The 11,614-nt window shown below is 67.6% G+C and carries 10 protein-coding genes and 2 pseudogenes; 7 read left to right on the forward strand and 5 right to left on the reverse strand.

Features of this window, described 5'->3' with window-relative positions:
- Positions 1-89 precede the first annotated feature (89 nt).
- Positions 90-332 (reverse strand): annotated as a pseudogene (locus ABZ818_RS40980) (IS5/IS1182 family transposase); the annotation flags it as partial.
- Between the two features lie 118 nt (positions 333-450).
- Here ABZ818_RS40980 and ABZ818_RS40985 point away from each other — a divergent pair.
- The 5 genes from ABZ818_RS40985 to ABZ818_RS41005 all read left to right on the forward strand — a co-directional run bounded on the left by ABZ818_RS40985 (position 451) and on the right by ABZ818_RS41005 (position 4,329).
- On the forward strand, positions 451-1,560 hold the full coding sequence (locus ABZ818_RS40985) for an integrase core domain-containing protein (RefSeq protein ID WP_361426921.1): 1,110 nt from the start codon (positions 451-453) through the stop codon (positions 1,558-1,560).
- Positions 1,561-1,593: 33 nt separating this feature from the next.
- Positions 1,594-2,853, forward strand: coding sequence for an IS256 family transposase (locus ABZ818_RS40990; RefSeq protein ID WP_361426924.1), 1,260 nt, complete (start codon positions 1,594-1,596; stop codon positions 2,851-2,853).
- On the forward strand, positions 2,801-3,349 hold the full coding sequence (locus ABZ818_RS40995) for a transposase (protein WP_361426927.1): 549 nt from the start codon (positions 2,801-2,803) through the stop codon (positions 3,347-3,349). The genes ABZ818_RS40990 and ABZ818_RS40995 overlap by 53 nt, the downstream gene beginning before the upstream one ends.
- 393 nt (positions 3,350-3,742) lie before the next feature.
- Positions 3,743-4,096 carry a hypothetical protein gene (locus ABZ818_RS41000; RefSeq protein WP_361426930.1) on the forward strand — a complete coding sequence of 118 codons (354 nt, stop codon included), beginning with the start codon at positions 3,743-3,745 and terminating at the stop codon, positions 4,094-4,096.
- The gene (locus tag ABZ818_RS41005; protein ID WP_361426933.1) at positions 4,093-4,329 is read left to right on the forward strand and encodes a hypothetical protein; all 237 of its coding nucleotides are present in this window, start codon (positions 4,093-4,095) and stop codon (positions 4,327-4,329) included. Before ABZ818_RS41000 ends, ABZ818_RS41005 begins: the two co-directional genes overlap by 4 nt.
- Before the next feature lie 285 nt (positions 4,330-4,614).
- Here the strand turns inward: ABZ818_RS41005 and ABZ818_RS41010 are convergent.
- From ABZ818_RS41010 to ABZ818_RS41025, 4 genes and pseudogenes are all read right to left on the reverse strand, one after another.
- A pseudogene (locus ABZ818_RS41010) lies at positions 4,615-5,542 on the reverse strand (helicase associated domain-containing protein); the annotation flags it as partial.
- Positions 5,541-6,077 (reverse strand): RICIN domain-containing protein, encoded by a 537-nt coding sequence (locus ABZ818_RS41015; protein ID WP_361426936.1) that lies wholly within the window; start codon positions 6,075-6,077, stop codon positions 5,541-5,543. The gene ABZ818_RS41015 and the pseudogene ABZ818_RS41010, both read right to left, overlap by 2 nt.
- Before the next feature lie 20 nt (positions 6,078-6,097).
- On the reverse strand, positions 6,098-6,676 hold the full coding sequence (locus ABZ818_RS41020) for an RICIN domain-containing protein (RefSeq protein ID WP_361426939.1): 579 nt from the start codon (positions 6,674-6,676) through the stop codon (positions 6,098-6,100).
- A 165-nt stretch (positions 6,677-6,841) separates the two neighbouring features.
- Positions 6,842-7,414, reverse strand: a complete 573-nt coding sequence (locus tag ABZ818_RS41025) for an RICIN domain-containing protein (RefSeq protein ID WP_361426942.1) — start codon at positions 7,412-7,414, stop codon at positions 6,842-6,844.
- Positions 7,415-7,688: 274 nt separating this feature from the next.
- Here ABZ818_RS41025 and ABZ818_RS41030 point away from each other — a divergent pair, with 274 nt between their 5' ends.
- Positions 7,689-11,216: a hypothetical protein gene (locus tag ABZ818_RS41030; protein ID WP_361426945.1), complete on the forward strand. Its 3,528-nt coding sequence runs from the start codon at positions 7,689-7,691 to the stop codon at positions 11,214-11,216.
- Between the two features lie 23 nt (positions 11,217-11,239).
- Positions 11,240-11,614, forward strand: a 375-nt coding sequence (locus ABZ818_RS41035) for a S8 family serine peptidase (RefSeq protein WP_361426948.1), incomplete at its 3' end; no start/stop codon positions are given.

Genomic DNA, 11,614 nt, shown 5'->3' on the forward strand with positions numbered 1-11,614 from the left:
CCGCCTGGCTGGTACAGCCGCCGCATCTGGACCGAGACCGCCGAGACAACAGAGCAACAGACTCCATGAGTGCACTGTGCTTGACAGATCTCGACGACCCAGCGTCTTTTGAGACCCTGGAAGCCGCGAACTTCGGGGTTTCTGTTGACGACTTCGACGTCGATTCCCAGGTTCGCTCCATGCTCGACGACGGCGTTCTTGAAGCCGGTGTCGACCCAGATTTTCCTGATGGTCGGGTGCGTTTCCTTGGCCTGGTCGAGGAGTTGTATTCCCACGGCGTTTTCGGAGAGGCTCGCCGCGGTGACGATCACGGCGAGGAGGAGCCCGAGCGTTGTCCTTGCCGAAAACCTCATCCGTGCAGGTGGGAGGAGGTGGACGTCCTTCGCGATCGACGCTCACTCCAGGACGCTTCTTGCGCTGAAGCCGATCAGCCCGGCAACGTGATCGCCCATGCTGCTGCGACTGGCCTACCTGGGCGTGAGCAATGCGCTCGCGCTGCTACGCCTACTGCCGGTCAGGGACCGGGACAAGGACATCGAGATCCTGGCCCTGCGGCATCAGGTCACGGTGCTGGAGCGGCAGCTGGGCAAGCACAGGCCGCGGTTCGATGCAGCCGACCGGGCGTTCCTGGCGGCGCTGCTGCATCGGCTGCCGATGGATGTGCTGCGCCGGGTGCGGCTGCTGGTGCGCCCGGAGACGGTGCTGCGGTGGCACAGGGACCTGGTCGCGCGTCGGCATGCTGCCCAGTCCCGGCCCAAGCGCCCGGGGCGGCCGCGGACCGTGCACTCCATACGGGCCCTCGTACTCCGCCTCGCGCGCGAGAATCCCAACTGGGGCTACAGGAGGGTGCACGGCGAACTGCTTGTCCTGGGCATCAGGGTCGCCGCCTCCACGGTCTGGGAGATCTTGAAGGAGGCCGGAATCGATCCAGCGCCCGAGCGTGGCTCCAGCACGTGGGCCGACTTTCTGCGCTCCCAGGCCGATGCCCTGTTGGCCTGCGACTTCTTCGAGGCGGTTACCCTGACCGGTGCCCGTCTGCACGTGCTGGCCGTCGTCGAGCACGCCAGCCGGCGGGTCCGCATCCTGGGCGCCACCGCGCACCCGACCGCGGCCTGGGTGGCGCAGGCGGCGAAGAACCTCGCCATGGACCTCGAGGACGAAGGCTGCCAGGCCCGGTTTCTCATCCGGGACCGGGACGGCAAGTTTCCCGACCTCTTCGACGGCATCCTCAAGGACGCGGGAATCCAGGTTGTGCTCAGCGGCGTCCGGATGCCGAGGATGAACGCCGTCATGGAGCGGTGGGTGCAGACCTGCCGGCGTGAGCTCCTGGACTGCACGTTGATATGGAATCAGCGTCACCTGCTCCATGTACTATGCGAGTTCGAGCGCTTCTACAACTCGCATCGACCGCATCAGGGCATGGGCAACGTCCGCCCGCTCTGCCCGTTGCCCGAGCCGATCATCGACCCGGCCCGGCTCGCCCACCTCGAGGTACGAAGACGCGACCGCCTTGGCGGCGTACTCCACGAGTACCAGCATGCCGCTTGGGGAGTGTCATGAATCAGGTGTGAAGCTCCCCGAAGGAGTCACCTGATGAGTACGACGACGGATCACCGGATCGAGACCTCCGGCAGCGTGTCGCTTGCCGTGGCCGACGGCAGTGTTCAGGGTGCCGACGTGAAGTCGATGCCGGTATCGCCGAACGGTCTGTCCCTCGAGTTGCTGGAGGAGCTGGCCGCGCTCGCGGCTGAGAAGGTCCGTGGGGAGGGTCTGCGGCTGATGGGCGAGGGCGGGCTGCTGCCCGAGTTGACCCAGCATTTGATGCAGGCCGCCTTGGAGGCGGAGATGGACGAGCATCTGGCCGCCGAGGCCGGTCGGGTCGGCGGGCGCGGGTCCCGCTCGGGTGGCAACATGCGCAACGGCTATCGGGCCAAGAAGGTCATGACGGAGGTCGGCGCCGTGACGGTGCAGGTCCCCAGGGATCGGCTGGGTACCTTCCGGCCCCGGATGCTGCCTGTGTACGCGCGCCGCACCGGCGCGCTGGACGACCTGGTGCTCTCGCTGACTGCGAAGGGCCTGACCTCCGGCGAGATCGTCTCTCACCTCGCCCAGACGTACGGGATGACGACGACGAAGGAGACCATCTCCACGATCACCGACAAGGCCTTGGAATCGATGGCGGAATGGCGCACCCGCCCACTCGATCCGGTCTACCCGGTCGTCTTCATCGACGCCGTGCACGTCAAGATCAGGGACGGTCATGTCGCCAACCGGCCCGTCTACGTGGCCATCGCGGTCACCGCCGACGGCTACCGCGAGATCCTCGGCCTGTGGGCCGGCGACGGCGGCGAGGGCGCCAAGTACTGGCAGACCGTCCTGACCGAGATCAAGAACAGAGGCGTCCGCGACGTGCTCATGCTGGTCTGCGACGGTCTGAGTGCCCTGCCCGACGCGGTGAACACCGTCTGGCCCCAGACCGTCGTGCAGACCTCATCCGTGCACACTCCTTGGTGGCGGGAGATGCCCGCCGGTCACCGCGCCAGCGGGAGAGGACCTATGCAGACGCGTTGCCTTCGAGGCCCCCATGCAGACCTGTCCCTCCCGCTGGAGGCGGGCCGCGAACTGGCCAGCGGGAGTTGCGCTTCGAGCGCCGAGATGAGGTACCAGCGGGGCCGCCCGGTCGGTGACCTGGACCGACAGGACGGAAGCCATGGATCACTCGTTATCCACGAACCTCGTGGGCCCAGCCGGGGTGTTCGCCGGCCTCGACTGGGGCAACGCCCATCAGCAGCTCTGCCTCATGGACGAGGCCGGCCAGGTCGTGCACCGGGGGCGCTATGCGCACACCGCTGACGGCCTTGAGCGTCTGGAGCGGCACCTGCGTCGTCACGCACCACTGACCGGGATCGCCATCGAACGAGGCCAGGGCCTGTTGGTCGAGCGCCTTCAAGCCGCGGGTCACACCTGCTACTGCGTCTCTCCGAAGATCTCCGCCAGGGCGCGGGAACGCTACCGGATGGCGCCGAAGAAGGACGATGCCTTCGACGCGTTCGTCCTGGCCGACAGCCTCCGCCACGAATACCGGCACTGGCGGCCGCTGCCCCTGGCCTCAGCGGAGCTGGCCGAGCTGCGGGCCGTCATCCGCGACCGCGAACGCGTCGTCTGGAACCAGCGTGACCTGGAGAATCAGCTGCGGGCCATCCTTGAGTCCTACCACCCGGCCGTGCTGCACCTGTTCTCCTCCCTCGACCGCGACATCAGCCTCGCGTTCCTACGGGACTATCCGACCCCCGAACAGGCCTGCGTTCCGCGCAATTCGCTACGCCTAGAGCGCAGATATGGCACGTGACCTGCGGAGATGCCTCTGGCGGTGCTGCTGAGGCGTTTCTCTAGGCATAGAGAAACGCGCAGGTCAGCGAGATGCCCATGTGCGTCTATCCACCGACAATGCAGCGAAGAGTCGCTGGCCAAACCCGAGCAGTTCGGGGCAAGTTGACGTCTCTCACGCCGAGCATGGCGCCGCGCCCTATCGTGGCACCAGGCTTGGCTCGCCCGAGGCCGCCTCCCAGCGCCTTCCGGGTCACTCGCAGAACCCCTCCTGACCTGCGGAAACATCGAGCACTAGAGAAACGGCCTGCGGTGCCCGGCAAGGAGAAACCGCAGGCCAGTAGGCATGCCGTTGCTCCAGAGGCTCCGAATTACGCGGAACGCGGGACAGGCCCGTCACATCGGACCCGAGCGGATGAAGGCGTTCATCGGCCGCCACGGCTACTCCGGCCGCACCCGCCCCGAAGTACTGGTGGAGCGACTGCGTGCACACCTGCTGACCGCGGCACCGGGCACAACCTCCGGCAAGCAGCTGACCGCTGTCCTGTTCGCCGAGCAACTCGCCCTGCTCAACGACCACATCCGCATCCTCAACAAACGCGTCGATGAGCTCCTGGTCGTCCACCCAGACGCGCCGATCTTCCTCAGTTTCCCCTGCATGGGACGCTCCTGCGCGGCCACTCTGCTGGCAGAGATGGGTGAGGACCGTGAGCGGTTCCCCACCCCGGCCGCGCTCAACGGCTCGGTGCGTCATTCGGCACCGCCGTGATCGCCATCATCTTGGCCATCCAGCTTCCGAACACGTCGGCCTTGCCCGGAACCCGGGACATTGCGAGCGCCTACGGCAACAGCTTCTGGTGGATGCTGACCTTCACGCTCATCGGCTTCATCCCCGCCGCCCTCCTCCCAGGGCCCCGGTCCAAGCGTCTGCCTCTGAGGCTAGGTGGCACGGCCCTGCCCGCCGATACGGATCCGACACCCGAGCACGGACCACTGGCCTGATACAGCTCTCACCAAATCACGGCGAAGCATCAAGCGGTGCCTGGGCTTGCCACTGCCGCTCAAGAATCGACCGATTCTTGAGCAAGATCCGAATGCCGCGGTCCGCAGCCGGATCGGCACCGGATCGTGTACGAGAAACGGTGTCAAACCTCCCGGCCGCCGCATAGCGCGTAGAGGGAGTGGCCGGGGACCCCAGTGCCTACACGCACTCCAGTGCGATGTCGCAAGCCCGGAGCAGCGAAGGACCCCGGGCCGCACACAGCGCCCGGGGTCCGCCCGACAGCGTCAGGATGCCGCCCAGTTGAGTCCGAGGGCGGCCAGTGCCTGGAGCTTGTCGGCGGTGAGCTTGGTGCGCCGGGTCTTGGTGTTCGACAGGAACACCCCCGAGCTTCACCTCCGACCCGTCCGGCAACGCCTCTACGTGGGCCCTGGGAACCGTCACAGAGCCTGTGCGGGCTTTGTACTGCGCCAGGGCCGCTACGCCGCGCTCGAAGGCCCCAGAAGCGCCCCTGGACGCCTTCGCGGGCGCTCCCGCTTTCGGGGGCAGCGGCACGACGCCGATCTGCTCCAGGAGCTCGCGCTGCCCCTCCATCAGCCCCTGCCAGACGGCATGCTGACGCTGTTTCGCCAGAAACCGTCCCACGTCCATCCCGTGCACGGTCACGCCGGGCAGGACGTCGGCCTGGTCCTCATCCCGCACCAGCTCCCGCAGCGCGGCGTAGTGCCGCTGCCAGTCCGCCGGCCACGCCGGGTTCCAGTGCTCATCGATCTCCGTGAGCGCCCGCTCCCACTCCGGGTGTCCGTCCAGCGCACCCGGACGCCGGAGGTTGCTCAACCACTGCCCCACCGGCCGGTCAAGAGCAGCCGCGGTCCGGGGCGCACAGAGGGTCCAGTGCTGGTCGTAGTAGGCGCGGGCCGCCTCCAGGTTCTCCTGAAACCGCTCATCGACCACCGACCAGACCATGCCCAGCGTCTCCAGTCGCCGGGCGCGCTGGCCGCTCATCTGCCCGGCCCCATACGCCCTTCGCTGTTCTGCGACCCACTGCCCAAGCGGAGTCGCTCCCTCCCGGTGTCCGTAGGGCACGCGCGCGTTCCCCTCCCGCTCCACGTACGCCTTCAGCTTCGCCCAGCCGCGAGCCCAGTCCTGCTTCTCCGTGTCGATCACGTTGAACGACACCCACTCGGCGACCATGACCGGGTCCCTGGGTGCGCTAGTTCAGATAGAACAACTGGTTGGGGACGTTTTTGCAGTTCCACACGATGAGTCGGGCGCCGTTGCTCTTACTGCCGCCTTCAACGTCCAGGCACCGCGTGCCCACGACGATCTGGAAGCGGTTCTTCCCGCGGGGGACGGGGTTCCAGGACTGGTTGAGGCTGTTCTTGCAGGGCCACTGAATCACCTTGCGGCCCTTGGCGATATCGACCGCGTCGAGGCATTTGCTGCTGAGGTCGGACTTGATCCAGTACCTGTAGTTGTTCGCCATGAAGTTCCAGCGCTGGTTCCGCTGGCCCTGGCACGTCCACTGGTCGATCTTTGCGTTGCTGCTGGTGTCCCAGCCGTGCACGGTGATGCATTTGCTGGGCGCGTGGGCTGGCCGAAGGTAGTGCACGCCGGGAATGGGTGCGGCCGCAGCATGCACGCCGGTGTCGGGCGCGGGCGCCGCAGCGGATGAGGTAGCGGATGGCACCACCCCGAGCATGCTCGCTGCGGCCGCCGTCGCCACCAGGAGGGTCTTGGTCCTGTTCATTTCGTCGTCCTCATCGGTTCTTAGGCGGGGACCGGCTTGAACGCTTGGTTACTGACGTTCTTGCAGGTCCACAGGACCAGCCGGGTGTTGTTCTGCCGGGAGGCCCCGGGAACATCGAGGCACTTCGACGGCACGTGGGAGGGCTTCAGGGCCATGTACCCCGTGAGATTCCTGGCGTGGAAGACCTGGTTGCTGCGGCTGTTGCAGTCCCACTGAACGATCTTGGTTCCGTTGGACTTGCCTCCGCCCAGCACATCCAGGCACTTCCCGCTCTTTTCGTTGACGAGGTAGGCGAGTCCAAACGTATCCGTGTACATCAGCCTCCAGCGCTGGTTGGCTGCGCCCACGCACGTGTACTGGTCGACCGGGGCCCCCTTGGCGGTGCTGGCCCCGTGGACAGTCAGACACTTTCCGCTGTGCTTGGCCCGGAAATACCAGATGCCTCCGGCACGTACGGCCCCCTGATTCACGGCTGACGTCCGTGCCGACTCGCCCGTCGGCGCTGTCGGTGCGGCGGCAGCCGATGTCGAAACGACCGGCAGTGCGGCAACGCCCAGCAGGAGCGCGCCGATACCGGCAACACGGCAATTGATTCCCATCGTTTTCCCTTCGTCAGGTGCGGGTCGCCCAGGTTTTCCGGGGCGGCCGAGGGCCTGTGGCGGGTGTTCTTGCCGACCCGGGGGAACCTCAACCCCCAGTTCAGCCCTGGTCAGGGTCGTTCAGCAGGCCCGCTAGCCAGTTCCCCGGGCCAGGACAGACGCTGGTCAGCGGAAGGTGAACTTCTGGTCCCGGGCTCCATTGCATCGCCACAAGATCAGGGGGGTGTTGTTGGCTTGCTTTCCGCCCTTCACTGACAGGCACTTGTCGTGGTGGCCGCCCGGGTACGGCCAGATCTGACAGTGGCGGCGTGAGCCGCCGCACTGGAAGAGGAAAAGCTGGTTCGTGCGGCCGTTGCAGTTCCAGAGGATGAGTTGTGTGCCCTTGCGGTAGTTGTTGGGGATGTCGACGCAGAGGTTCATGTGCTTCGCCGGATGAATCCGGTAGTCGTTGTAAATGCTGGTCGGCCCTTCGATATACCACTTCTGGTTCGATTGTCCAACGCAGCGATATTGGTCCAGCTTTGCTCCCTTGCGTACACCTCCGTGGGCGGTGATGCAGGGGCCGCTGAAGTGCTCCGGAAGCCACTGGAAGATGCCGGGGAAGCCGCTTTTAGCCGCCTGTGTTCCCTGTGCTGCTATGGCGGCGGGAGGGGCCGCCTGAGCGGGGACAGCCGCAGCCAGCCCGCCGGCCGCGGTGAGCGCCGTGGCGGCGAGTGCGAGCCGCTTGTATACCTGCATGATCCGATTCCCTTCTTCTCGGGTCTGTTCTGTCTGGCCGGACGTGCCAAGGCGGCTGTCCGTGACTGCCTGACCTCGACATTTCCGCCTTGAGGATTGAATGGGCAGCGTGTTTTGCCACTCTGATCAATGGCGGCGTCGCAGGTCATGGGCGCCGAGTTGCGACTGACCAAAGAAGACGCCTGTGGCTTGCTCTCCTGCCGCGGGCGCGCGTAGCTTCTCGGGCCGCAGTGCCGTGTCCACGGAGGAGGCGGGTCGGGGAGGGGAGCTGTTGATGGCGGGGCGCCGCGAGAGCCCGTTGGATCCGAGTGCCGGGCCGGTTGCGCGGCTCGCGTTCGATCTACGCAAGCTCCGTGTGGAGGCCGGGAGTCCGACGTATCGGGTGATGGCGCAGCGCACCGGTCAGGGGGCGAGCACGCTGTCGCAGGCGGCTGCGGGGGAGCGGCTGCCGACCCTGCCGGTCGTCCTTGCCTACGTGGAGGCGTGCGGCGGTGACGCCGAAGAGTGGGAGGAGCGCTGGCGTCAGGCGGCCGCGGAGGCAGCGGCCGAACCGCGGGCCGAGGACGAGGATGCCGAGCCTCCGTATCGGGGTCTGGCGCGCTTCGAACTCGCTGACGCCGGTCTGTTCTTCGGCCGCGATGAACTCGCTGAGCGCCTGTTCCAGCAGGCCCGTTCCGGTCGTTTCACCGCGGTGTTCGGGTCCTCGGGCAGCGGCAAGTCCTCTCTGCTGCGCGCCGGTTTGATCCCTCGCCTCCGTAGCCCGGGTCGGGGCGGCCCGCAGCCGGCGGCGCTGCGCGTCCTCACCCCCGGCGAGCATCCCCTGCGCGCTCACGCCGAGCGCCTGGAGCCGGCCGATGGGGATGGCGACACGTGGCTGGTCGTGGACCAGTTCGAAGAGCTGTACACCCTGTGTACTGATTCCGCCGAACGGGACGAGTTCATCGACCGCCTCCTGGCCGCCACCGATCCGGCCAGCCGGCTGCGTGTCGTGATCGCGGTACGCGCCGACTTCCTCGGCCGCTGCGCCGCACATCCCCAGCTGACCGCCGCGCTGCAGGACGCCACTGTGCTGGCCGGGCCGATGAGCCGCGACGAGCTACGCGAGGCCATCGTCAAGCCCGCCCAGAAGGCCGGGCTGATCGTCGAGCGCGCCCTGACCACCCGCATCCTCGACGAGGTCGAGGACGAACCCGGCGCGCTGCCGTTGATGTCGCACGCGCTGCTGGAGACGTGGCGCCGCCGCAAAGGCCGCGCCCTCACACTCGAGGCCTACCAGGCGGCGGGCGGCCTGCACGGGGCGATCGCCCGCACCGCAGAGGACGCCCGTGCCCGCCTCACCCCGGACCAGGCCGACCTCGCCCGCCGGATCCTGCTGCGCCTGATCACCCCGGGCGAGGGAACCCCCGACACCCGACGGCCCGCCCACCGCACGGAACTCGACTTCGGCAACTCCACCGACACGGTCATCGTTCTCGACCGCCTCGCCCGCGCCCGCCTGCTCACGCTCGACCACGACACCGTCTACCTCGCCCACGAAGCCCTGATCACCGCCTGGCCGCGCCTGCGGCAGTGGATCGACGATGCCCGCGATCGACTGCGCCTTCACCGCCAGCTCACCGAAGCCGCCCGCACCTGGAACGACCTCGACCGTGACCCAGGCGCGCTGTACCGCGGCACACGGCTCACGGCAGCTGAAGAGACCTTTTGCCTTCAATACGCTGAGAGGGACCTCACCTCTCTGGAACGAGACTTCCTTACCAGCAGTGCCACTGCACGCCGTCGCGAAGAAGAGGCAGCCGACCGTACTACTCGGCGTTTGCGCCAGTTCACCGTGACGTTGTCGATTCTGCTTGTACTCGCCCTTACCGCCGGCTTGCTCGCGTGGCAGCAATATCGGGCCAGCGAGCAGCAGCGACAGCAGGCACTCACCGCTCAGCGGATGGCGCTCTCCCGCCAGCTGGCCGCCCAGTCGTCCAGCCTCTTGGCGGCCAACCCCGACTTGGCCTCACTCTTGGCAGTCCAGGCGTACCAGACCAGTCCGACGAAGGAGGCCACCGCCAGCCTCTTCGTTGCCGCAGCGCTGCCACTCCAGCACCGTCTGACCGGGCACACCGCGGCCGTGGGGTCGGTGGCGTTCAGTCCGGGTGGCCGCACCCTGGCCAGCGGAAGCGATGACACGGCAGTACGACTGTGGGATCCGACGACGGGGAAGCTGCGCACCACTCTGACCGGGCACACCGCGGCCGTGGAGTCGGTGGCGTTCAGTCCTGACGGTCGCACCCTGGCCAGCGGCGAGGATGACAAGACGGTGCGGCTGTGGGATGTGGGGACGGGCCATCTGCGCGCCACCTTGAATGTCACCGACATCGTGAGGTCGGTGGCATTCAGTCCGGACGGCCGCGCTGTGGCCAGTGGCGGTGATGACGGAAAGGTCTCGCTGTGGGATGTAGGGACGGGCGGGCTGCGGGCCACCTTGACCGGGCACGGCGGGAGCGTGTGGGCGGTGGCGTTCAGTCCTGACGGCCGTACCCTGGCCAGCGGCGGCGGCGACGGGAACGTCCGGCTGTGGAACGCGACGACGGGGAAGCTGCGCACCACCCTGACCGGACACGCCCAAGCTGTGCAGGCGCTGGCCTTCAGTTCGGATGGCCGAACCTTGGCGAGCAGCGGTGATGACGGGAAGGTCCGGCTGTGGGATATAGCGACCGGTCGGCTGCGCACCGCCTTGGACGGGCGGACCCAGCTCGTGAGGTCGGTGGCGTTCAGTCCGGGCGGCCGCACGTTGGCCAGCAGCGGTGATGACGGAAACGTCCGGCTGTGGGATGTAGGGACGGGCGGGCTGCGGGCCACCTTGATCGGACACACAGGCAACGTGGAGTCGGTGGCGTTCAGTCCTGACGGCCGTACCCTGGCCAGCGGCGGCGAGGACGGAAACGTCCGGCTGTGGGACGCAGCGACGGGCGGTCCACACGTCACCTCAAAGGCCACCAATGGTGCCGAATCCCTGGCGTTCAGTTCGGACGGCCGCGCCCTGGCCAGCGGCGGAGACGATGGGTACATCCAGTTGTGGGACGCAGCGACGGGCCGACTACGCGTCACGTTGAACACCACCAGCAACGTGGAGTCGGTGGCGTTCAGTCCGGGCGGCCGAACCTTGGCCAGCAGCGGGGATGACGGGAAGATCCGGCTATGGGATGCAGCATCCGGAAACCTCCGCGCCTCCTTGGACGCGCACACCGACGCGGTGGGAACGGTGGCATTCAGTCCCGACGGCCGCACTCTGGCCAGCGGCGGGACCGATGGCAAGGTCAGGTTGTGGGATGTAGCGACGGGTGGGCTGCGCGCGACCTTGACCGGGCACACCAGCGGCGTGTTCTCGGTGGCGTTCAGTCCTGACGGCCGCAGCCTGGCCAGCGGCAGCAGCGACGCGACAGTCCGGCTATGGGACATGGCGACAGGCCAGCTGCGCACTACCGCAGACGCCACCGACGTCGTGGAGTCGGTGGCGTTCAGTCCTGACGGCCGCAGCCTGGCCAGCGGCGGGGATGACAAGAAGGTCCGGCTGTGGGATGTGAGGACCGGTGGGCTGCGCGCGACCTTGACCGGGCACACCGGCAGCGTGTGGTCGGTGGCGTTCAGTCCTGACGGCCGCAGCCTGGCCAGCGGCGGCGATGACAACACGGTGCGGCTGTGGGAGGTTTCCCTTCCTAGCCCCCTCTCCGCGATAACAAAGATTCAGCAGGCAGTCCATAGGTCCCTCACCCCAAGTGAACGCTCGCTTTACCTGCCGGACCTCCCCTGAACTGCTCCGGGTCACCGCGGTGGCTGTCCGACGGTCAAACTCGCCGACGCCCCGCGGCGGGCATCGCCTGCATCGCCCCGGCAGGCGACACCGGCGGACCGGTCGTCTTCCCCGCCTCGCTGCCCACTGTCTTCGCCGTGGGCGCCCTGGGCGCCTTCGGCACCTACCCACCCGGCACCTCCCAGGCCACCCACACCGGGCTGCAGTTGACACCGGAAGGGCTGTTCGCCGCGCCGTTCAGCTGCCACGGCCCCGCAGTGAATGTGGCCGCCCCCGGCGTGTCGGTCCTCTCCTGCGCCCCCGACGGCGGCTACATGGCTCTCGACGGCACCAGCACCGCCTCCGCCCACGTCGTGGGCCTGGCCGCCCTCGTTCTCGCCCACCACGAGGACTTCCAC

The sequence above is a fragment of the Streptomyces sp. NPDC047453 genome (genome assembly GCF_040643155.1).
In the GTDB taxonomy this organism is placed as follows: Bacteria; Actinomycetota; Actinomycetes; order Streptomycetales; family Streptomycetaceae; genus Streptomyces.

Bases quoted from the DNA above. Each gene is read 5' to 3' on its own strand.
- ABZ818_RS40995 (WP_361426927.1), top strand. From the start codon at position 2,801: ATGGACGAGGCCGGCCAGGTCGTGCACCGGGGGCGCTATGCGCACACC.
- ABZ818_RS40985 (WP_361426921.1), top strand. From the start codon at position 451: ATGCTGCTGCGACTGGCCTACCTGGGCGTGAGCAATGCGCTCGCGCTG.
- ABZ818_RS41025 (WP_361426942.1), bottom strand. From the start codon at position 7,414: ATGCAGGTATACAAGCGGCTCGCACTCGCCGCCACGGCGCTCACCGCG.
- ABZ818_RS41020 (WP_361426939.1), bottom strand. From the start codon at position 6,676: ATGGGAATCAATTGCCGTGTTGCCGGTATCGGCGCGCTCCTGCTGGGC.
- ABZ818_RS41000 (WP_361426930.1), top strand. From the start codon at position 3,743: ATGAAGGCGTTCATCGGCCGCCACGGCTACTCCGGCCGCACCCGCCCC.
- ABZ818_RS41030 (WP_361426945.1), top strand. From the start codon at position 7,689: ATGGCGGGGCGCCGCGAGAGCCCGTTGGATCCGAGTGCCGGGCCGGTT.
- ABZ818_RS41015 (WP_361426936.1), bottom strand. From the start codon at position 6,077: ATGAACAGGACCAAGACCCTCCTGGTGGCGACGGCGGCCGCAGCGAGC.
- ABZ818_RS40990 (WP_361426924.1), top strand. From the start codon at position 1,594: ATGAGTACGACGACGGATCACCGGATCGAGACCTCCGGCAGCGTGTCG.